The organism is Novosphingobium fluoreni, from assembly GCF_014196615.1.
Lineage (GTDB): Bacteria > Pseudomonadota > Alphaproteobacteria > Sphingomonadales > Sphingomonadaceae > Novosphingobium > Novosphingobium fluoreni.
The window spans coordinates 86,783-108,430 of sequence record NZ_JACIDY010000006.1; the positions used below are offsets into that span (position 1 = coordinate 86,783).

A 21,648-nucleotide genomic window follows, 5' to 3' on the forward strand; every position below is an offset into this window, starting at 1 on the left:
CCTAAAGCTTGCGCACCAGCATCTCGGCGACCGCGATCCAGGCGGGCTCAGACACATCGAGCTGCTTTTGCCCACTGCCGGGCGGAAGCAGGGACACGCGATCATCGGCGTGGCCGATCAGCCGACCGAACGCAAAACGCCCGCCAGGCAGGGGTGCCAGGACATCCCGGTTGAGGATCGCGGCGGCATTGTCCAGCGGCCATTCCCGCAGCCAAACTTGATCGCCGCTCCGATAATCACCCGCCGCAGCCTCGATCGCCAAGACCCGTAGCGCGCCATCGCCGGCGATCGCGGTGGGCAGTACGGCGTCGGTCTGGCGGTGCGGGGCGTCGACGCCCTTGGCGGTGAGGACTGCCGTGATCGTCGGCTCTTCGGCGCTTTCGCTCCGCAGCAGAACCTCAGGCTCAACCTGAAGTGCGGCGGCTATCCGGTTCATCCAGATTAAGGACAAATTGCGCATGCCGGTTTCGAGCCGGCCTATCGTCTGCGCGGTCGTGGGAGGATCACAGGCCGCCGCCACTTGCGCGAGGGTCCAGCCTTTTTGCGCGCGGATGTCACGGATGCGGTTGATCATGTCGCAAAGTCCTCCAGCCATCGACGATAGGCCAAGCGCGCTCTTCACCATCGCAAAGGCTCTGGCAAGGGGACGCGGTCGGCAGTTTCCCTGGTCAGCGAAACGCCGGTATCTAGCCTTCGACCAGCGCCGCCAATTCCAACCAGCGCTCCTCCGCCGCATCCTTTTCGGAACGGGCCTTGGCGATCGCGTCGCTCAGGCTGGCGAACTTGGCGGGATCGCGCGTGTAGAGTGCCGGGTCCGCCATCGCCGCCTCATCGCGGGCGATCGCCGCGTCCAGATCCTCGATCCGCTGGGGCAGCAGTTCGTAGTCCCGCTGGTCCTTGTACGACAATTTGGTGCGGGCGGGCGGGGGCGGTGCGGGTATTGCGGCCGTCTCCTCCTTCGCGCGCGTCGCCTTGCCGGCCGTGGTTCGCTGGCGGCGTTTCGCTTCCCAGTCGGCATAGCCGCCCGCGATGACGTCGATATGCCCGGAGCCATCTAGGCCCAGCGTAACGGTCACCGTCCTATCCAGAAAGTCGCGGTCGTGGCTGACGATCAGCACAGTGCCGTCGTAATCCGCGATCACTTCCTGCAAGAGGTCGAGCGTTTCGAGATCGAGGTCGTTCGTCGGCTCGTCCAGCACCAGGAGGTTGGATACCTGAGCGAACTCGCGCGCCAACAGCAGGCGTGATCGTTCACCGCCCGAAAGCGTGCCCACTTTCGCCTCGACCATGTTGGGATCGAACAGGAAATCCTTGAGATATCCTTGGATATGCTTGCGCACGCCGCGCACGTCGATCCAGTCGCCACCCTCTGCCACCACTTCGCGGATGGTCTTTTCGGGGGCCATGCGGCTGCGCTGCTGATCGATCACCGTGGCCTGCAGCGTGTTGGCGAGCGTGACGGTACCCTCGTCCGGCGCCAATTCGCCCGTCAGGATCTTGAGCAGGGTGGTCTTCCCCGAACCATTGGCGCCGACCAGCCCGATCCGGTCGCGGCGCTGCACGCGCAAGTTGAAGTCCTTGATGATCGCGCGCGGCGTGCCATCGGCAGTATCGAACCGCTTGGTGACATGCTCGGCCACGATCACCGACTTGGTCTTGCTGTCGTCCGAGGCGATGGCGAGCTTGGCGGCGCCCTGTGGGCCCATCATCTGCGCTCGGGCTGCACGCATCTCCCACAGCTTGGCAAGCCGTCCCTGGTTGCGCTTGCGCCGGGCGGTGACGCCGCGTTCCAGCCAGTGCGCTTCGATCTTGAGCTTGGCGTCCATCTTTTCCGCCGCGCGGGTCTCTTCGGCATAGACCTGCTCTTCCCAGGCATCGTAACCGCCGAAGCCGACTTCCTTGCGTCGCAGCGATCCGCGATCGAGCCACAAGGTGGCGCGCGTCAGGCGGGTCAGGAACGTACGATCGTGGCTGATCACCACGAAGGCGCCGTTGTATCGTTGCAACCAGCTTTCCAGCCAGTCGATCGCGGCAAGGTCGAGGTGGTTGGTCGGCTCGTCCAGCAGCAGCAGGTCCGGCTCGGAAGCGAGAGCGCGGCACAAGGCGGCGCGGCGGCGTTCACCCCCGGAGGCGCTGTCAGCCGTGCGGGACAAGTCGATGCCGAGTTGGCCGGCGATCGCTTCCACTTCGTGCCGGGGCGGCGCGTCGGGCCCGGAAATCGCAAAGTCAAGCAGCGTGTCATAGCCGGTGAAGAATGGATCCTGCTCCAGCGTCACGATCCTGGTGCCCGGCTGTACCGAACGCGTACCCTTGTCCGCCTCTACCTGGCCGGAGATGAGCTTGAGCAGTGTCGTCTTGCCCGCGCCATTGCGGCCGATGAGCGCGAGGCGGTCACGCGGGGCGATCGCCAGGGCGAGATCGCGAAAAAGCCAGCCGGAGCCCTGGATCAGGCCGAGGCCTTCCCAGCTGAGGATCGGTGCAGTTGCCATGACGTGGGCCCTAGACCCCGGGCCGCCGCCCTGGCAAGCGCTGTGGCGGCAATGCCACACGCCGCCATCGTCTCGCCGTATTCACGACATGTTCAAGGGCTTACTCGCACAACGGTGCTCGTGATGAAACAACAGCTTCTCTCCCGCGCTCTGGCTCTTGCGGCTTGCCTGGCTACCGTCTCCAGCCTTCCGGCCCTTGCCGATCAGGTCAGCGAACAGGGACAGCTGCGCAAGGAACGCCGCGCTGGAACGGTTCGCTCCACTCGCGAGATCGAGCAGATTGTCCTGCCGCAGATGCAGGGCATGCAATACCTCGGGCCCGAGTACGATGCCGCAGCAATGGCTTACCGGCTAAAGTTCATCCAGAACGGTAGGGTCGTGTTCGTCGATGTCGATGCCCGATCGGGGCGGATCATCGGTCGGAGCCGATAAAGCGGTTCCTTTAAACTCGGGGGCGAGCGACGAGGAGACGGAACTGTGGGCTTCCTTGACCATTCTGCGCATTCGGCCCATTTCAATCCCCTACCTGAGGGAGAGACGGATTTGCGCATCCTGATCGTCGAGGATGAACCTACGCTCGGCAACCAGCTCAAGAATACTCTTGAGCAAACCGGCTATGCCGTCGACTTGTCGACCGACGGCGAAGACGGGCACTTCATGGGCTCGACCGAAGAATACGACGCGGTGATCCTCGATCTCGGCTTGCCCGAGATCGACGGCCTCACCGTGTTGGGCATGTGGCGCAAGGAAGGCCGGAACTTTCCGGTGCTGGTGCTGACGGCTCGTGATTCCTGGTCGGACAAAGTCGCCGGACTGGACGCAGGTGCGGATGATTACCTCGCCAAGCCTTTCCAGACCGAGGAACTGATCGCACGCCTGCGCGCGCTGATTCGTCGTGCCTCGGGCAACACCTCCAGCGAATTGATCGCCGGCGACGTTCGGCTCGATACCCGGTCTGGGCGGGTGACTCTCGCCGGTGAGCCGGTGAAGATGACCGCGCAGGAATACAAGCTGCTGGCCTACCTGATGCACCACAAGGGCAAGGTGGTCAGCCGCACCGAACTGATCGAGCATATCTACGATCAGGATTTTGACCGCGATTCCAACACGATCGAGGTCTTTGTCACGCGCATCCGCAAGAAGCTGGGTGCAGACGTGATCACGACGATCCGCGGCCTTGGCTACAGCCTCGACGACCCTGCCGACCAGCCCCGCGGCTGAGGTCTCCTCGGAGGAGGCGCAGATAGCGGCTGAGGGCGCGGCACACGTACGTGCGCGGCGGCCGCGCGGTACGGGATCGCTGGCGCGGCGCATGATGCTGATCGCGGCGGGATGGATATCCATCCTGCTGCTGATCGGCGGCATGTTTCTGGATCGAACGCTGACTTCACAAGTCACGCGAAGTTTCGACGAGCAATTGGGCTACATGCTGACCGGCATGATCGGCTCGGCCGAGATCGGGCCGGATGGTGAGGTGTTCTTCAATCGGCCCTTGGGCGACCAGCGATTCCTGGAGCCCAACAGCGGTCTGTACTGGCAGATTCGCGGAAAGGGGCATGAGGACTTTCCCTCACGCTCTTTGTGGGATCGCAGTCTTCAAGTGCCGGACGGCCACTTCGACAGTGAGCCGCATACGTACGACAGCAGCCAATTCAGTGGCGAGCCGCTGCGGATCATGGAGCGCTCGATCATCCTGCCCGGTAGCAATACCGAATGGATGTTCACGGTGGCCGCCAGTCGCGTGCAATTGAATGATCAGATCAAGTCGATCCGTTCCATTCTGTTCTACAGCTTCTTTTTTCTGGGCCTGGGCCTGCTGGCCATGGCCGGACTGCAGACGTGGTATGGCCTTTTCCCGCTGCGACACGTGCGGCGTGCGATCCGCCGCCTGCGCACCACCGGCGCGGCCAAGGTGACCGAGCCTTTGCCAACCGAAGTCCAGCCCTTGGTCGAGGAACTTAATGCTTTGCTCGAGCATACCGACCGCCAGGCGCAAGAGGCGCGGACGCATGCCGGAAACCTCGCGCACGCGCTGAAGACGCCGCTGACGGTGGTGATGAACGCGGCCACCGCGCGAGCCCCCGATCTGGGCGATACCGTGATCCGGGAGGCGGCGGTGATGCGCCGCCAGGTCGATCACCACTTGGCTCGGGCGCGCGCAGTGGGGCGCCGCGCCGCCGGGCTTTCGCGGGCGGGCGTATGGCCCAGCCTGGAGGCGGTGCTGCGCGCGGTGGAGCGATTGTACGAATCGACTCGCTTCGACCTTGCCGGCAACCGCGAGGCACAGGTTGCTCTGGAGAAGCAGGATCTGGAAGAATTGCTCGGCAACGTGATCGAGAATGCGGCCAAGTACGGTGGTGGCAGTGTTTTCGTGACGGTGGACGAAACCAAGGACCCGCAATGGTGCGAGATCTGGATCGAGGATGACGGCATGGGCATCCCCGAAGCAGAGCGGGCGCGGATTTTCGATCGCGGCGCGCGGCTCGACACCGGCAAGCCGGGCACGGGGCTTGGGCTGGCGATTGTTCGCGATGTCGCCGAAATCTATGGCGGCTCGGTCGAACTGGATGAGAGTGAGGATCTGGGCGGACTGTTGCTCAAGCTCAGGCTGCCAAGGGCGGTGGCCTGACGGTCGATTAACAGCTCGACTCTAATTAGCCGCCTTGGCCTTTTCATGGTGGCGGATCACTTCGTCGATGATGAAGCGCAGCAGCTTCTCGCCGAAATCCGGGTCCAGCTGCGCTTCCTCGGCCAGCTTACGCAAGCGGGCGATCTGGCGCTCTTCGCGGCCCGGGTCGGAGGCGGGCAGGTCGGTCGTCGCCTTATAGGTGCCGACCGCCTGGGTGATGCGGAAACGCTCGGCCAGAATGTGGATCAGCGCGGCATCGATATTGTCGATACTCTTGCGATAGCCCGCCAGCACGGGATCGGTGGTGGCAACGGTGCCGGCATCGTCGGTGATCGGGGACTGGCTCATGGCATCCGCCGCTAGCATGGTCGCAAATGCAATTCCACTCGCGGCTTTCGCGCTTGCCATGTTGCACCCCAGCCGCCATGTCGCACCGCAATGAGCGCCGATGTTGTCCCCCTGCGCCCGCGCGCAGAACCCTCGCTTTCCCCCATGCTTGCGTTGACCGCGCAGGGCATGAACAGCGTCAATGCCGTGATCCTGGATCGGATGCAGAGCGAGGTGCCGCTGATTCCGGCGCTGGCGGGGCATTTGATCTCAGGCGGCGGCAAACGCTTGCGCCCGATGCTGACTGTGGCCGGGGCCGAGCTATGCGGCTACCAGGGAACCCGGCACCACAAGCTGGCCGCCGCGGTGGAATTCATTCACACCGCCACTTTGCTGCATGATGATGTGGTCGATGGATCGGATCTGCGCCGGGGCAAGGCCGCCGCCAACATTGTTTTCGGCAATCCCGCCACCGTGCTTGTGGGCGATTTCCTGTTTACCCGCGCATTTGAGCTGATGGTGGAGGACGGTAGCCTCAAGGTGCTGAAAATCCTGTCCGGCGCATCGTCGATCATAGCCGAGGGCGAGGTCGACCAGCTCGTCGCCCAGCGGCATGTCGACACGAGTGAAGAGCGCTATCTTTCGATCATCGGATCGAAGACCGCCGCATTGTTCGCCGCCGCCACGCGCATCGCCGCCGTTGTTGCTGAGAAGAGCGAAGCGGAAGAGCGCGCCCTGGACGCATACGGTCGCAACCTGGGGATTGCCTTCCAGCTGGTGGACGATGCCATCGACTATGATTCCGAGGCGGAGGAAAGCGGCAAGGGCAAGGGCGATGATTTCCGCGAGGGGAAAATGACCCTGCCGGTGATCTTGGCCTATGCGCGCGGTTCGGCCGAGGAGCGCAAGTTCTGGCAGGAAGCGATCGCGGGGTTCCTGACCGAGGACGAGGATCTGGCTCACGCCGTTAAGCTGATCAACCGGCATGGCTGTGTTGATGCCACCCGTGAGCGGGCAAGGTATTATGCGCAGCGCGCAATCGACGCGATCGCGGTGTTCCCACCCAGCGCGGCGCGAGACGCCATGGCGGAAGCGGCGCTGTTCGCGGTCGCGCGGCGATACTAGGCGATCGTTTCGCTCGCCGTCATATCGCGGATGCCATCACGAAAAAGGGGGCGCAAAACGCCCCCTTTTCTCTTTTGCTCTGAGACGAGAAATTATTTCTCCTCTTCCTCGTCCTCATCAACTTCCAATACCTCCTCCTCATCGCTGTCGAGGGCTTCGTCGATAGCTTCGGAAATCAGGTCCAGTGCGTCGTAGTCAGCTGTAAATTCTGTGGTTTCGCCTGAAGCGTCCTCGATCGTGATGCGATAATCCTCGCCCCTACGGACGATATTGAATGTCGCCAATTCCCGTATTGCCATGCCTGCTCTCCGATCGTCTGGAAGGTTCGGTGCGCTAACCAAGCCTAGCCCGTTTAGTTGCAGGCGGATCGATCTATAGCGACGAAAGCCCGATCGGTTTGCGATGCGCCGCCCCGGTGCAAATCCTCATGTCATCGGCTAGGGCCATCCAGGTGACAGACCTGCCGATCCACGCCGTACTTCCCGAACTGCTCTCCGCCCTTGATGGGGAAGGCGCTGCCGTGCTGATCGCGCCCCCTGGAGCCGGCAAGACGACCGCCGTCGCCCCCGCGCTGCTGAACCGGGACTGGTGCACCGGGACAGTGATCCTGCTTTCGCCCCGCCGGGTGGCGGCCCGCGCCGCAGCGGAGCGCATGGCGGAAACCATTGGCGAGAAGGCGGGAGAGACAATCGGCTACCTTACTCGTCTGGACAGTCGCCGCTCTGGGCGAACGCGGGTGCTGGTGATGACCGAGGCGATCTTCGTCGCCACGATCCTCGACGATCCCGAACTCGCCGGGGTCTCTGCCATCCTGTTCGATGAAGCGCATGAGCGGCATCTCGATTCGGACCTTGGCCTCGCCTTGGCCATAGAGTGCCGCGAGGTCTTGCGGCCTGACTTGCGCCTCTGCGTAATGTCCGCGACGATCGACGGCACCCGCTTCGCCCGACTGCTCGGTGATGCCGCAGTTATCGCCAGCGAGGGGCGGGCATATCCCCTAGCGATCAGATGGTTGGGAGCCAGTCCGGAGAAGCGTCTGGAAGAGGCGATGAGCGCCGCGATCCTGACCGCTTGGCGCGACGAGGAGGGCGATATCCTGGCTTTCCTGCCCGGTGTGGGTGAGATCAGCCGGACCGAAGCCTTATTGGCTGATCGCCTGCCTGCCGCGCTGGTGCTGCCGCTGCATGGCCAATGCGAGCCCGCGCAGCAGCGCGCCGCCATCCGTAGAGACCCGCAGGGCCGCCGCCGTGTGGTGCTGGCAACCGCGATCGCCGAAACGTCGCTGACGCTGAATGGCGTGTCGGTCGTCGTGGATGCGGGTCTTTCCCGTCGTGCCGAGTTCGATCGCGCGGCCGGCGTTACGCGCCTGGTAACCCGCCGGGCGAGTCGTGCTGCCGCCGCGCAACGGGCGGGCCGCGCGGCACGCCAGGGGCCCGGTATCGCCTATCGCTTGTGGGAAGAGGCGGCGCATGCCGGTCGGCCTGAATTCGATCCGCCGGAAATCGAGACTTCTGATCTTGCGCCACTGACTTTGGCTCTCGCGCAATGGGGCAGCGGCGATCCGGAGGAACTAACCTGGCTGGACCCGCCGCTCAAGCCCTCCGTCGCGGCGGCACGATCCAAGTTGGCGTCGCTTGGCGCGCTGGCTGGCGAGGGGGACGAATGGCGCATCACGCCATTCGGACGATCGGTGGCGGCGCTGCCGATGGACCCGCCGCAAGCCGCCATGGTGCTGCGCGCGGCGCAGTGGGGAGAGGCGGAAACGGCGGCGCGCCTCGCCTTGCTGATGCAGGAGCGGGGGCTCGGTGGTCGCAGCGAGGATCTGGCGCATCGCCTCTCCCGTTGGAACGCAGATCGATCGCCGCGGGCGGAGGCGTCGCGAAAACTGGCGCGTGGGTGGGCAGATCGGGCGGCCAGGATGGTGACCGCATCGGAGCGGCGATGGCAGCGGTCGCTGGGCGAAGTGCTGGCGCTGGGCTATCCCGAGATGGTTGCGCGCCGCCGCGATGCGTCGGGGGAAAACTGGCTTTCGGCGGGTGGGCGCGGTTATATCCTCGATCCCGTGTCACCGCTCGCGTCCAGCGAATGGATGGTGATCGGCGACGCGCAAGGGCAGGCGAAAGGGGCTCGCATTCTTTCGGGCGCGATGTTGGAAGCCAAGGAGGTAGAGCAGGGGCTGGCTGATCGGGTGGAGCGACGGTCGGTGCTTCGCTGGATCGACGAGGACGGCCGCGTGGAAGCGCGCCTGGAGCGGCGGCTTGGGGCGATCACCTTGGCGAGCGGGCCTGATCCCAAGCCCGACCCCGATGCCATCCGCGCGTTTCTACTTCAGCGCGTGCGTGACAAAGGCCTTGAGATCCTGCCGCTGGGGCGCGCGGGAAAAGCGTTGTTGAAGCGGGCGCGATACGCCGGACTTGAAGTTCTTTCTGAAGATAGATTGCTGGCGGACGGTGAAGACTGGCTGGCTCCGTTGCTGGGTAGAAAGCTCGACGCCATCGAACCAGCCGCGCTGCATGACGCCTTGCGCAACCGCCTCAGTTGGGACGAGCAGCAAGCGCTGGATCGCCTCGCCCCGGCCGAGTTTGCCAGCCCGGCGGGGACGCGACACGCCATCGATTATGAGGATGAGGCGGGGCCGTCTGTGGAAGTGCGGGTGCAGGCGCTGTTCGGGCTCGATCGCCACCCGGGCTTCGGCCAGCCCTCGCAGCCTTTGCTGCTCAAGCTGACGTCCCCGGCAGGCCGGCCCATTCAAACCACGCGCGATCTGCCGGGCTTCTGGCGCGGGTCGTGGCGCGACGTGCAGCGAGACATGAAAGGGCGTTATCCCCGCCATCGCTGGCCGGACGCACCCTGGACCGAAGATCCCAGCCTCAAGACCCGTAATGCATTCGAAGCCACCAAGCGGACTTGATTTACGTGGCCATTTATAGGCAAAGCAGACGCCATGAGTGCAAGCATCTATCAGCGCCCGAAGAACGCCATGCAGTCCGGCAAGGCCCTAATCGACCAATGGGTCCTGGAGTTCGCCGCGGCCGAGGCGAAAAAGCCCGATCCGCTGATGGGCTGGGCCGGTTCAGGCGACACGCAGCAGCAAGTCACCCTGAAGTTCCCGACGAAGGAAGAGGCCATGGCCTATGCTGAGCGCTACGGGATCGAGGCCGTGGTTCACGCCACGCCGCCACGGCGATTGAAGATCCAGGCCTACGCGGACAATTTTCGCTGATTGCGCGCAATTTTCTTTTCGCGCGATACTATTCCTGAAGTCCTCGCTCAAAGTCCCATCGCGGCGCTTGCAATCGTCGCGTACCCCCGCCATATGCGCCGCCGGGAGTCGGGTGGACGTTTGCGTTCGCCAACTTGGTCAGGTCCGGAAGGAAGCAGCCACAACGGATTGCGGCGGGTCACCCGGCTCCTTTTCCACTCAGCTTTAACGTTCGCTAGGCGCCTTCTCTGTGAGCGCATCGGGAATGTGTGATCGGCGATCTGTCGGTCAAAGCGGTGGAGCGACCATTCGACTTTCGCGCCGCCACACCCTAATCTCAGCACCATGAGCGATGATTCCCGCGATATGTTTGGCGATACCCCTCCGTGGCAGCCGGACGAGGAGGACAACGCTCCTTCGGCAGCCGAATTGGAGAAGGCGGGGCAATCGTCGATGTTCGGCGATCCAGCGCCATCACCGGCACTGTCCGGTATCACCGAGCCCGTAGCAACCGCCGCTCCAGCACCCCCAGTGTCGTCGGCTACCAAGTCCGCAGCAGCCCAGCCTTATCGCGTGCTGGCGCGGAAGTATCGGCCGCAGACTTTCGCCCAATTGATCGGGCAGGAGGCGATGGTCCGCACCCTGGCCAACGCGATCAAGCGCGATCGGCTCGCCCATGCCTTTTTGATGACGGGCGTGCGCGGCGTGGGCAAGACGTCCACCGCGCGGCTTATCGCGAAAGCGCTCAACTGCATCGGCCCGGACGGGAGGGGCGGTCCGACGATCGACCCTTGCGGCCAGTGCGAGCCCTGCACGGCGATCGCCGAAGGCCGGCACATCGACGTGATCGAAATGGACGCGGCGAGCCATACCGGCGTGGATGACGTGCGCGAGATCATCGAGGCGGTTCGCTATGCCGCCGTCTCGGCGCGCTACAAGATCTACATCATCGACGAAGTTCACATGCTGTCTCGCAATGCTTTTAATGCTTTGCTGAAGACACTTGAGGAACCGCCCGCGCATGTGAAATTTCTTTTCGCGACAACGGAGGTCGACAAGCTGCCGGTCACCGTCCTGTCGCGCTGCCAGCGGTTCGACTTGCGGCGCATCCCGTCGCCGATGCTGGCTGAACATTTCGCGCATGTCTGCCAGAGCGAAGGCGTCCAGGCCGAGGATGAGGCTCTGGCGATGATCGCCGCTGCAGCCGAGGGTTCGGTACGTGACGGTCTATCGATCCTCGACCAGGCGATCGCTCATGCCGATCTTGACGGTGCCGAAACCGGGCAGGGTCTGGTCCAGGCCGCGCGTGTGCGCGACATGCTGGGCCTGGCTGACAAGAGCGCTCAGCGGGGATTGCTCGACAGCGTGTTGAACGCCGACGGAGCCGGGCTGCTTGATCGCGTGGCGCAGCAATTCGCCCTTGGCGTGGAGCCCATCGCGCTGATGCGGGGCGTGATGACGCTGGTCCACCGCATCACGGTGGCGCAAGTCAGCGGCGGTGCGGCCGACGCGCCTTCAGCCGAGGAGCGTGAGGCGATCGAGGGTTGGGCCAAGCGCCTCAGCGCCGGACAGTTGCATCGGTTGTGGCAGCTGCTGCTCAAGGGCTACGAAGAGGTCAAATCCGCGCCCGATCCCCTCGTCGCCGCGCAAATGGCGCTGCTGCGGGTGATGCATGCGGCGGACATGCCCGATCCCGGCATGCTGGCGCGCAAGCTGGAAGAGATCGCGGCGAGACCCGCCCCGACTGTATCGATCGAAGGGTTGGGAACGCCTGCCCCCGTCGCGCAGCGCCCGGCGATGGTCTGGGCCGATCTGGTCGAACAGGTCGAGCAGGTGACGGGGCTTGGCATGGCCAGCACCCTACGGATGCAGGTCCGCGTGGTCGAACTGGCGCCCGGCGTGCTGCGCTATACGCAGCCACCAGGGTTCGGCGAGGATATCGCTGCGCTTCTTCGCAATGCGCTCAACAAGACGACCGGGGACGCCTGGCATGTGGAAAAGGTGCCGGGCGAGGGCGCGCCTACCTTGGTGGAAGTGGACGAGGCGCAAAAGCGCGCCGCCGCCGATGCCAAGCGCACAGCGCCGCTGGTGGCCGCCACATTGGCCGCTTTCCCGGATGCAGAATTGATCGAAGACGACCGCCAGTCCGCAAGCGGCGGCGGCAACCGCAATTGGAGACGCTGACGATGAAGTCGATGGAAGAGATGATCAAGGCCGCGCAGGCTGCTGCCGAAACCATCCAGAAGCAGATGACCGAAACGCAGGGCAAGCTTGACGGTATGGAGGTCGAGGGGCTTTCCGGCGGTGGGCTGGTCAAGATCCGCTGCTCCGCCAAGGGCCGCGTCATCGGCGTCGCGATCGATGACAGCCTGATGCAGCCAAGCGAAAAGCCGATCCTGGAAGACCTGATCGCAGCCGCCTACAACGATGCGCGCGTGAAGGCGGACAGCGTGGCGGGCGAGGAAATGGCAAAGGCGCAGCAGGGCATGGGCCTGCCGCCGGGCTTCAAGATGCCGTTCTGAGCCTGGGATCACCCCGAACCGGATCGGGGTGATCGCCCGTTTCGACGATCGGCGGCCTTCCACAGCCTGTAACGAAAGTGCCATTGCGCGGTGCGGCACAGGCACCCATATTTGCCAAGAACCGGGCTGACCCGGATGGGCGCTTGTCGCCGCATGTGATGGATACCCTCGTGAACCTACTACCGCTCCTTCCGCTTCGTGACATCGTGGTGTTCCCCGGCATGGTCGTGCCGTTGTTCGTCGGGCGTGAGAAGTCCGTGGCCGCGCTGGAATCGGCGATGGCCGGCGGCAAGGACATTTTCCTGCTGGCCCAGCTGGACCCCGGTTGTGACGATCCGGATAGCGACGATCTGTACGATACCGGCGTGATCGCCAACGTCCTGCAACTGCTGAAGCTGCCGGACGGCACCGTGCGCGTCCTGGTCGAAGGCAAGGAGCGCGCGCGCATCGAAAGCCTGCGCACCGAAACCACCGCCGAAGGCGAGATGCTGGTCGCGCAGGTTGAGGCTATCGAACCGGTCGGCGCGTCGGGCACGGAAGTGGCGGCAATGATGCGCCAGGTGGTCGAGCAGTTCGGCGAATATGCCAAGCTGAACAAGAAGTTGTCGACCGACGCGGGCGAGAACCTGGCGGACATCGATGATGCCGCCAAGCTGTCGGATACGGTGGCGGCGCAGCTCTCCGCCAAGGTGTCTGACAAGCAGGCCGTCCTGGCCGAGGCCGATCCCTTGAAGCGCCTTGAGATGGTCTATGCTTTCATGGAGGGCGAGCTTGGCGTGCTGCAGGTGGAGCGCAAGATCCGCGGGCGCGTGAAGCGCCAGATGGAGAAGACCCAGCGCGAGTACTACCTCAACGAACAGCTCAAGGCGATTCAGTCCGAGCTGGGCGGCAGTGATGGTGAGGACGGCAACGAGATCGCCGAGCTGGCCGAAAAGATCGAGAAAACCAAGCTTTCCAAGGAAGCCAAGGAGAAGGCGACCACCGAGCTGAAGAAGCTCAAGGGCATGCAGCCCATGAGCGCCGAGGCGACGGTGATCCGTAACTATCTCGATGTGCTTCTCGGTCTGCCCTGGGGCAAGAAGAGCAAGGTCAAGCGCGACATTTCCGAAGCGCAGGCCGTGCTGGATGAGGACCACTACGCGCTCGACAAGGTCAAGGACCGCATCATCGAGTATCTGGCGGTGCAGGCGCGTACCAATCGCTTGAAGGGGCCGATCCTGTGCCTCGTTGGCCCGCCGGGCGTCGGCAAGACCTCGCTGGGCAAGTCGATCGCCAAGGCGACCGGCCGCGAGTTCATCCGCCAGTCTTTAGGCGGCGTGCGGGATGAGGCCGAAATCCGCGGCCACCGCCGCACCTACATCGGCTCGCTGCCGGGCAAGATCATCACCAACCTCAAGAAGGCTGGCCGGTCCAACCCGCTGTTCCTGCTCGACGAGATCGACAAGCTCGGCCAAGATTTCCGCGGCGATCCCGCTTCGGCGCTGCTCGAAGTGCTCGACCCTGAGCAGAACGCCAAGTTTCAGGATCACTACCTGGAGCTGGATTACGACCTGTCCGACGTGATGTTTGTTTGCACCGCGAACTCGCTGAACCTGCCGCAGGCGCTGCTCGATCGCATGGAGATCATCCGCCTCGAAGGGTACACCGAGGACGAGAAGGTCGAGATCGCGGAGCGTCACCTGGTCGCCAAGCAGATCGAGGCGCATGGCCTGAAGGATGGCGAGTTCGTGTTGGAGCAGGCCGCGCTGCGCGATCTGATCCGCTACTACACCCGCGAGGCCGGTGTCCGCACGCTGGAGCGCGAGATCGCGCGCCTCGCGCGAAAGTCGCTGCGCCAGATCCTGGAAGGCAAGGCGGGCGCGATCACGGTCACGCCCGAAAACCTTCACGACTTCGCAGGCGTGCGCAAATTCCGCCACGGCGTGGGCGAGGAGGAGCATCAGGTGGGTGCCGTCACCGGGCTCGCCTGGACTGAAGTGGGCGGCGAGCTGCTGACGATCGAGGCCGTGACCGTGCCGGGCAAGGGCCAGATCAAGGCCACGGGCAAGCTGGGCGAGGTGATGAGCGAGTCGATCCAGGCTGCCTTCAGCTTCGTGAAAGCGCGCTCGCCGGCCTATGGCGTCAAGCCGTCGCTGATCAACCGCCGGGACATTCACGTCCACTTGCCGGAAGGCGCAGTGCCCAAGGACGGGCCAAGCGCAGGCATCGGCATGGTCACTTCGATCATCTCGACCCTGACCGGCATTCCGGTGCGCAAGGACGTTGCCATGACCGGCGAGGTCACTTTGCGCGGGCGGGTTCTGCCGATCGGCGGCTTGAAGGAAAAGCTGCTGGCGGCCCTGCGCGGCGGCATCACCTTGGTGCTGATCCCGGAGGAGAACCGCAAGGACCTGGCCGAAATCCCCGCCAACGTGAAGGAAGGGCTGGAGATCATCCCGGTCAGCCACGTGGACGAGGTGCTGGCGCACGCGCTGGTCGAGAAGGTCGAGCCGATCGAGTGGACGGAGGCCGATGAGCTGGCCGCTGCTCCGCCGCACACGCCCGCGCCCAGCGCGACGGCGCATTGATCACGGCCTGATCTCGCTAATTAGAGCGCTCGTGCCAAGCGAGGTCGAAACACTTCATCGCGATATCGCGTGTTTCGACCTCGCTCACGAAGGGCTTCAGGCGGATGGGGCAAGGCACTTCCCTTGCCATCGCCGCCCCCCGCCGCTAACGCGCCCGCGCACGCGGCGTGATCGCGTGGCTTTACGAAAAAGGACCAAGAGATGGGTTACCGGGTAGCCGTCGTCGGTGCGACGGGCAACGTCGGCCGCGAGATGCTCAATATCCTCGCCGAGCGTGAGTTTCCCTGCGACGAGATCGCGGCGGTGGCTTCGTCGCGTTCGGTCGGGACAGAGATCGAGTACGGCGACACTGGTAAAATGCTCAAGGTCAAGAATATCGAGCATTTCGATTTCGCCGGATGGGACATCGCGCTGTTCGCAGCCGGTTCCGAGCCGACCAAGATCTACGCCCCCAAGGCTGCCGCTGCCGGTTGCGTGGTGATCGACAATTCGTCGCTTTACCGCATGGACCCGGACGTGCCGCTCGTCGTGCCTGAGGTGAACCCTGATGCGATCGACGGCTACACCGCGCGCAACATCATCGCCAATCCCAACTGCTCGACCGCGCAGATGGTCGTGGCCTTGAAGCCGCTGCACGATGCCGCCACGATCAAGCGCGTGGTCGTCTCCACCTATCAGTCGACGTCCGGCGCCGGCAAGGCGGGCATGGACGAACTGTTCACCCAGAGCCGCGCGATCTTCGTCGGCGATGCGGTGGAGAGCCACAAGTTCACCAAGCAGATCGCCTTCAACGTGATCCCGCACATCGACAGTTTCCTGGATGACGGCTTCACCAAGGAAGAGTGGAAGATGGTGGTCGAGACCAAGAAGATCCTCGATCCCAAGATCAAGGTGGTCGCCACTTGCGTCCGCGTGCCGGTGTTCGTCGGCCACTCCGAAGCGATCAACATCGAGTTCGAGAATGAGCTGTCCGCCGAAGCGGCGCAGGATATTCTGCGTGAGGCACCCGGCATCATGCTCGTCGACAAGCGCGAAGACGGTGGATACGTCACCCCGGTCGAGTGCGTGGGCGATGGCGCGACTTACGTCAGCCGCGTGCGCGAAGACCCGACGGTCGACAACGGCCTGGTGCTGTGGTGCGTCTCGGACAACCTGCGCAAGGGCGCGGCGTTGAACGCGGTGCAGATCGCCGAACTGCTGGGCCGCCGTCACCTCAAGAAGGGCTGATTGGGGCAAGCCTGTCTCGACGCAGAGCTCTAAAGACAAAAAGAAACCGGCCGCAGTCTCAGACCTGCGGCCGGTTTTTCAGTTTGGGTGAGCTGGTTACAAAGGCGATTTATTTCCCGAACGGCACGCGCAGGGTCGCACCGTAAGTGATCGGCGGGGCATAGATCGACGTGGTGCCCAGAATGCCCAGGTTCAAAGCGTAAGCGCGGAACTGCTTGTTGAAGACGTTCTTAACCCAGCCGGTCAGCACGATCCCGGTCCGCTCATGCGTGTAGCTGAGCGAGCCGTTGGTGACATTGTAGGCCTTTTGCAGCGAAGAGGGGCCGTTGGTCACTTCCAGGAACTGCTTGTCGTACCACACGCCGTCCATCTGGATCGCCACATTGCCGCCGCCAACGTCGTGGTTGTAGCGCAGCATGTAGTTGAAGCTGAACTTCGGCGCGTTGGGGAACTTGGCGTTGTCGATCGTCCTTTGCGGGAAATCGCAAATGAAGAAGCCACCCTGGTTGGTGCAATATTGCGAGTTCGGCGCGCCGGGGAAGAACTCCGGGGCGGCTTGCGTGCCGGTGGCGGGAACACTCTTGACCTTGGAGGTCTGCCAGGTAGCGCCCAGCACCGCGTCGAAGCGGGGCGATGGCGACCAGAAGCCTTCCAGCTCGGCACCGGTTGAAAGCGCGTCGCTGTTGTAGATGTGCGGCACGCCGCCCGCCAGCGAGAAGGCCTGATAATCGCTGTAGATATAATGGAACAGCGTGCCGTTCAGGCGCAGCGTGCGGTTCATGAAGGCGGTCTTGAAGCCGGCCTCCAGGCTGTTGAGCGTTTCCGGCCGGTGCTTGAAGTCAGCCGGGTTGATGGTCGACGAGAGCGACCAGTTGCCGCCCTTGATGCCGCGGTTCCAGGAAGCGAACAGCAGCGTGGTGGGATCGACCTGGTAATTCAGCGAAACCCGCGCCGCCCAATCCTTATAGACATCGCGGTTCACGCCCGGAATGGTCTGCGCAAGGGTCTTGTCGGTGAACAGAATCACGGAATTCGGATTGATCGTGGGATCGGACAGGACGGCGGCGTAGTCGATCGACTTGTGATCGACTGAGTAACGACCACCCACGGTCAGGCTCAGCTGATCGGTCAGCGTGATATCGCCTTGCGCAAAGATCGACCAGTTCTTGGAATTGATCTTGTAGAGCTGCGCCACGGTCGGCGAGTCGAACGCACCGTTGGCCGCCAGCGCCAGGTTGATCACAGGCGCGCCGCGCACCGAGTGATAGCCATCGTACTTCATGTCGAGGTAGTACGCACCCACCTGCCACTTGAGACCCGGCAGATCGCCAGCCAGGCGAGCTTCCTGCGAGAATTGGCGGAAGCGGATGCCCGTGTCGAGGTTCACCGTCAGCAGCGGCGTGGCGTCACCATCCTCGCTGTAGGTCTTGTTCAGCGTCAGGTAGTTGGTGATCGCCGTCAGCGAGACCGTATCGGACAGCTTCCAGTTGAGATCGCCCTGATAGCTGTTCGTCACGCGATCCAGATTGCCGCGCCGCTCGCCATAATGCTCCCAGGGCGAGGCTTTGGCGCCGGTGATGCCGTTGACGACACCGCCCGTGCCATCGCTCAGGCCAGCGGCGTTGGTGTGGCAAAAGCCGTTGGCTTCGAAATCGCAGTTTTCAAACACGTAGCCGCCAGTGGCGACGTGGTTGTCTTCGGCGTGCTTGTACCACACGCTGACCGTCGCATCGGGCGAGAGGTCGTACTGCAGGTTGACGCGCGCGGACCAGCCGTTGCGGCCGCCCAGGTCCTGGCCGCTGCCCTTGAGCACGGTGCCATCCGCCAGCACGGTGTCGCGCGACTTGATGTAGCCGTCCGCCTTTTCGATGCGGCCGGCCGCACGGATGCGCAGACCCGGGGCGAGGGCACCGCCCGCCGCGCCTTCCACCGACCAGGAATTGTATCGGCCGTAGTCGCCCTGCACGTAGCCGTTCCAATCCTCGGAGCTGGCATCGTTGCTGAGGTAATGGATCAGGCCGCCCGTAGCGTTGCGCCCGAACAGCGTGCCCTGCGGTCCGCGCAGCACTTCCACGCGCTTGATGTCGAACAGCTGACCCGACAGCGCATTCATCGATGCGACGTAGGCGTTGTCCTGGTAGACCGCGACGGGCGCTTCGAGGTTATCGGTGAAGTTGTTCTGGGAAACGCCACGCAAGCTGAAGATCGTCAGATTGGGCGACCATGCGTTGAAATGCAGGGCCGGGATCTGCTGCGTGATCTGCGTGGTGTCACGGATGCCCAGCTTGGCGATCTGTTCGCCGGAATAGGCGCTGATCGAGATCGGAACCTTCTGCAGGTTCTCACCACGCTTGTTCGCGGTGACGACGATATCGGCAAGGGCGCCGCTGCTCGCCTCAGGTGCCTCGGCCACTGGCGTGGGAGTGGCGGCATCGGTCGATTGAGCCATGACCGGGCTCGCGCCGGTCCAGGCTGTTCCGGCGATGGCAATGGCCAGAAGGCTGGCCCGCGTCGACTGAATAGCTTTCATATGTACTCCCCGCTGGCATGCGCATTGGTGCGTCTTATTCCATCCTGCGATCGACCGGGGCTACCTCTCAGGGGTGGCTCATATTCCGAACGATCACCTATCTTGTCGGCTAATTGTTCCTATAACGCAACAAAAATCTTTTTGGGCACGATTTGTGTAGTTATCGTGCGGGAAAACCGCGGTTTACGCCAGGATCGAGCCTGTCCCCGCGGGCAATGGTCGTTTTCATGGTTGGAGGAACGCTGGAGTTAGTTTACAATAAGCAACAACGACCGGGATTTTGTGCTGCTTTGTCACGCTAAGGTCCAGGCATCCTTGAGAGGAAGAGGATCGCTATCATGCAAGCTGAGGCTATCAAGGCGCACTCCAAAGCCGATATTCCCACAGCGGACGAACTCATCGCGCGGGCCCGGGCCATGGTGCCGATGCTGCGCGAGCGCGAATCGGCAGCGGTCGGGCAGCGTCAGGTTCCCAAGGATACGATCCGCGCCTTTACCGAGGCCGGCTTCTTTCGCATCCTCCAGCCGGCGCAGTACGGCGGCTATGAGATGGCGCCCGAGGTTTACTGCGAAGTCGCGCGCACGCTGGCCGAAGGCTGCATGAGCAGCGCCTGGGTCTATGGCGTGGTTGCCGTGCACAACTGGCAACTGGCCTTGTTCGACCCCCGCGCGGCGGAAGACGTCTGGGCGGAAGATGGCGATGTGCGCATCAGCTCGTCCTATATGCCTTGCGGCAAGGTCGTACGTGAAGAAGGCGGCTATCGCCTCAGCGGGCGGTGGGCGTTCTCAAGCGGTTCGGCTCACTGCGACTGGGTTATCCTGGGCGTGCACATTCGCTCCGAAGACGGCAGCGCGCCCGATCCGTGCAACTTTCTGGTGCCGCGCCGCGACTATGAGATTATCGATACCTGGGACACGATGGGACTGTGCGCCACGGGCAGCAATGATATTGTGGTGAAGGATGCCTTCGTCCCCGATTACCGCATCATTCGCGAGATGGACATGTTCGAGGTCGACTGCCCCGGCCACGCCCAGAATACCGGCAGCCTCTATCGCATCCCTTTCGCGCAATTGTTCAATCGCACCGTCTCCACCACATCGCTGGGCGCGTTGAAGCGGGCTTTGGAGGTCTTCGTGGAAGGTATGAAGACCAAGCGGGCGACCTACACCGGCGCAAAGCTGGCAAACGACAGCGCCATCCAGGAAGCTGTGGCGGACGTCGCGATGACGTTGGACGACTTGGAGATGCGGCTGCATCGCGATCTGCGCGAGCTATCCGAACGGGCCGAGCAGGGCGACTTCTCGGTCGAGCGCCGGGCCATGCTGGGATTGTCGACCACCTCGATGGTGAGCCGCTGCGTAACCGCGGTAGATCAGTTGATGCAGTTCAGTGGCGGCAAGGCGATCTATCGCGGCAACGTCGTGCAGCGCGCCTTCCTGGACATTCACTGCGCCCGCGCACACGTGGCGAACAATCCCTATCCTTACGCGCGTAACTTCGCCGGCATGGCGTTCGGCGCGCAGAACGATTGCTTCGATATCTGATACGCTAGGCATCGGTCGCGGCCGGAACCAGCGTTCCGCCGCGACCGTGATGGTGCGGATTACCGATCAGACGTGGATCGGCTTTCCGGTAACCGCCATCGCCGCTTCCTTGATCGCTTCCGAATGGGTCGGGTGCGCATGGCAAGTGTAGGCGATATCCTCGCTCGTCGCGCCGAATTCCATCGCCTGCGTCGCTTGCGCGATCATCGTGCCGGCAACGGAGGCGATGCACCATACGCCCAGCACACGGTCCGTCTCGGCATCGGCGATGATCTTCACGAAGCCGTCCGGCTCATGGTTGGTCTTCGCGCGTGAGTTGCCGAGCATCGGGAACTTGCCGACCTTGATCGCGCCCCGCTCTTTCGCGGCCTCTTCGGTCAGGCCCACGCCTGCAAACTCTGGCGCGGTGTAGACAACGCCGGGGATCAGGTCGTGATTCACGATTCCAGTCATCCCCGCGATGTTTTCCGCCACGGCGATGCCTTCGTCTTCGGCCTTGTGAGCTAGCATCGGGCCGGGGATCACGTCGCCGATCGCCCAGACGCCATCGACTTTGGTGGCGAAATCGTGATCGGTTTCGATCTGGCCACGCTGGTTGACCGAAAGGCCGATCTTGTCCAGGCCCAAGCCTTCGGTGTTGGGCCGACGACCGATGGATACCAGCACGACGTCGGCTTCCAGCGTTTCCGCATCTCCACCCGCTGAGGGTTCGACGGTGACGGTGGCCTTGCCGCCATCGACGCTGACACCGGTGACCTTGGTGGAAAGCTTGAGCGTCATGCCCTGCTTCTTAAAGATCTTGCCGGCTTCCTTGCGCACATCGCCGTCCATGCCGGGCAGCAGCTGATCGAGGAATTCAACCACGGTGACCTGCGCGCCGAGCCGCCGCCATACCGAGCCGAGTTCCAGCCCGATCACGCCGCCGCCGATGACGATCATGTTCTTGGGGACCGCCTTCAGCTCCAGCGCGCCGGTGCTGTCGACGATCACGCCCTTGTCGTTGTCGACCGTGATGCCGGGTAGGGGGGTGACGGACGAACCCGTGGCGATGACGATGTTCTTCGCCGTCACCTTCTTGTCGGCCACCGAGACGGTGTGCGCGTCCTCAAAGCTGGCGTAGCCCTTGATCCAGTCGATCTTGTTCTTCTTGAACAGGAATTCGATACCGCCGGTCAGCCCCTTCACCGCGTCACGGCGCTGGGCGTGCATGGTTTCAAGGTCCAGCTCCGGCGTCACCTTGATGCCCATCGCCGCCATAGCACCGTTCGCGGCGGCGTCGAAGTATTCGGACGCATGGAGCATCGCCTTCGACGGAATGCACCCGACGTTGAGGCAGGTGCCGCCCAGCGTCTCGCGGCCATCGGCGCAAGCGGTCTTGAGGCCCAGCTGCGCCGCGCGGATCGCCGCGACATAACCGCCGGGACCGGCACCGATCACAAGGACGTCGTAGTCGTATTCAGCCATCTGCGGCTCCAACTCTTCTTTC

Annotated in this window: 17 protein-coding genes, 1 other RNA gene and 2 pseudogenes; 12 read left to right on the plus strand and 8 right to left on the minus strand. The window is 63.5% G+C overall.

Features of this window, described 5'->3' with window-relative positions:
- Nucleotide 1: 1 nt before the first annotated feature.
- The 4 genes and pseudogenes from GGR39_RS12480 to GGR39_RS17580 all read right to left on the minus strand — a co-directional run.
- Nucleotides 2-574, minus strand: a complete 573-nt coding sequence (locus GGR39_RS12480; RefSeq protein WP_183617542.1) for a helix-turn-helix domain-containing protein — start codon at nt 572-574, stop codon at nt 2-4.
- Between the two features lie 112 nt (nt 575-686).
- A complete protein-coding gene (locus tag GGR39_RS17570; RefSeq protein ID WP_425490604.1) occupies nt 687-1,199 on the minus strand; it encodes an ATP-binding cassette domain-containing protein in 513 nt (170 codons plus the stop codon).
- A pseudogene (locus tag GGR39_RS17575) lies at nt 1,191-1,826 on the minus strand (ATP-binding cassette domain-containing protein); the annotation flags it as partial. The pseudogene GGR39_RS17575 and the gene GGR39_RS17570, both read right to left, overlap by 9 nt.
- A gap of 231 nt (nt 1,827-2,057) precedes the next feature.
- A pseudogene (locus GGR39_RS17580) lies at nt 2,058-2,489 on the minus strand (ATP-binding cassette domain-containing protein); the annotation flags it as partial.
- A 123-nt stretch (nt 2,490-2,612) separates the two neighbouring features.
- On the opposite strand from GGR39_RS17580, the gene GGR39_RS12490 reads away from it, so the two are divergent.
- From GGR39_RS12490 to GGR39_RS12500, 3 genes are all read left to right on the plus strand, one after another.
- On the plus strand, nt 2,613-2,921 hold the full coding sequence (locus GGR39_RS12490) for a PepSY domain-containing protein (RefSeq protein WP_183617453.1): 309 nt from the start codon (nt 2,613-2,615) through the stop codon (nt 2,919-2,921).
- 111 nt (nt 2,922-3,032) lie between these two features.
- Entirely contained in the window at nt 3,033-3,710 is a 678-nt protein-coding gene (locus tag GGR39_RS12495; protein WP_058735493.1) for a response regulator transcription factor, read from the plus strand.
- 91 nt (nt 3,711-3,801) lie between these two features.
- Nucleotides 3,802-5,118 (plus strand): ATP-binding protein, encoded by a 1,317-nt coding sequence (locus GGR39_RS12500; protein ID WP_183617543.1) that lies wholly within the window; start codon nt 3,802-3,804, stop codon nt 5,116-5,118.
- A gap of 21 nt (nt 5,119-5,139) precedes the next feature.
- Here GGR39_RS12500 and GGR39_RS12505 read toward each other — a convergent pair whose 3' ends face one another.
- On the minus strand, nt 5,140-5,466 hold the full coding sequence (locus GGR39_RS12505) for a chorismate mutase (protein ID WP_183617454.1): 327 nt from the start codon (nt 5,464-5,466) through the stop codon (nt 5,140-5,142).
- A gap of 90 nt (nt 5,467-5,556) precedes the next feature.
- Between GGR39_RS12505 and GGR39_RS12510 the strand changes: the two genes are divergently transcribed.
- Nucleotides 5,557-6,570 (plus strand): polyprenyl synthetase family protein, encoded by a 1,014-nt coding sequence (locus GGR39_RS12510; RefSeq protein WP_183617455.1) that lies wholly within the window; start codon nt 5,557-5,559, stop codon nt 6,568-6,570.
- A gap of 92 nt (nt 6,571-6,662) precedes the next feature.
- On the opposite strand, the gene GGR39_RS12515 is transcribed toward GGR39_RS12510, so the two are convergent.
- A complete protein-coding gene (locus tag GGR39_RS12515; RefSeq protein WP_183617456.1) occupies nt 6,663-6,869 on the minus strand; it encodes a hypothetical protein in 207 nt (68 codons plus the stop codon).
- 128 nt (nt 6,870-6,997) lie between these two features.
- Between GGR39_RS12515 and hrpB the strand changes: the two genes are divergently transcribed.
- From hrpB to GGR39_RS12550, 7 genes are all read left to right on the plus strand, one after another.
- Nucleotides 6,998-9,481 (plus strand): ATP-dependent helicase HrpB, encoded by a 2,484-nt coding sequence (gene hrpB / locus GGR39_RS12520; RefSeq protein WP_221226120.1) that lies wholly within the window; start codon nt 6,998-7,000, stop codon nt 9,479-9,481.
- A 33-nt stretch (nt 9,482-9,514) separates the two neighbouring features.
- On the plus strand, nt 9,515-9,793 hold the full coding sequence (locus GGR39_RS12525) for an ETC complex I subunit (RefSeq protein WP_058735489.1): 279 nt from the start codon (nt 9,515-9,517) through the stop codon (nt 9,791-9,793).
- A 101-nt stretch (nt 9,794-9,894) separates the two neighbouring features.
- Nucleotides 9,895-9,989, plus strand: an RNA gene (gene ffs / locus GGR39_RS12530) — signal recognition particle sRNA small type.
- A gap of 128 nt (nt 9,990-10,117) precedes the next feature.
- A complete protein-coding gene (locus GGR39_RS12535) occupies nt 10,118-11,956 on the plus strand; it encodes a DNA polymerase III subunit gamma/tau (protein WP_183617457.1) in 1,839 nt (612 codons plus the stop codon).
- Between the two features lie 2 nt (nt 11,957-11,958).
- Nucleotides 11,959-12,294 (plus strand): YbaB/EbfC family nucleoid-associated protein, encoded by a 336-nt coding sequence (locus GGR39_RS12540; protein ID WP_058735487.1) that lies wholly within the window; start codon nt 11,959-11,961, stop codon nt 12,292-12,294.
- A gap of 158 nt (nt 12,295-12,452) precedes the next feature.
- Nucleotides 12,453-14,861 (plus strand): endopeptidase La, encoded by a 2,409-nt coding sequence (gene lon, locus GGR39_RS12545; protein ID WP_183617458.1) that lies wholly within the window; start codon nt 12,453-12,455, stop codon nt 14,859-14,861.
- 201 nt (nt 14,862-15,062) lie between these two features.
- Nucleotides 15,063-16,088 (plus strand): aspartate-semialdehyde dehydrogenase, encoded by a 1,026-nt coding sequence (locus GGR39_RS12550; RefSeq protein ID WP_058735486.1) that lies wholly within the window; start codon nt 15,063-15,065, stop codon nt 16,086-16,088.
- A gap of 109 nt (nt 16,089-16,197) precedes the next feature.
- On the opposite strand, the gene GGR39_RS12555 is transcribed toward GGR39_RS12550, so the two are convergent.
- Complete coding sequence (locus GGR39_RS12555; protein ID WP_246388677.1) at nt 16,198-18,618, minus strand: TonB-dependent receptor; 2,421 nt, start codon at nt 18,616-18,618, stop codon at nt 16,198-16,200.
- 338 nt (nt 18,619-18,956) lie between these two features.
- Between GGR39_RS12555 and GGR39_RS12560 the strand changes: the two genes are divergently transcribed.
- Nucleotides 18,957-20,162: an acyl-CoA dehydrogenase family protein gene (locus tag GGR39_RS12560; protein WP_183617459.1), complete on the plus strand. Its 1,206-nt coding sequence runs from the start codon at nt 18,957-18,959 to the stop codon at nt 20,160-20,162.
- Between the two features lie 66 nt (nt 20,163-20,228).
- Here the strand turns inward: GGR39_RS12560 and lpdA are convergent, their stop codons facing one another.
- Nucleotides 20,229-21,626 (minus strand): dihydrolipoyl dehydrogenase, encoded by a 1,398-nt coding sequence (gene lpdA / locus GGR39_RS12565; RefSeq protein ID WP_183617546.1) that lies wholly within the window; start codon nt 21,624-21,626, stop codon nt 20,229-20,231.
- Nucleotides 21,627-21,648: the final 22 nt, after the last annotated feature.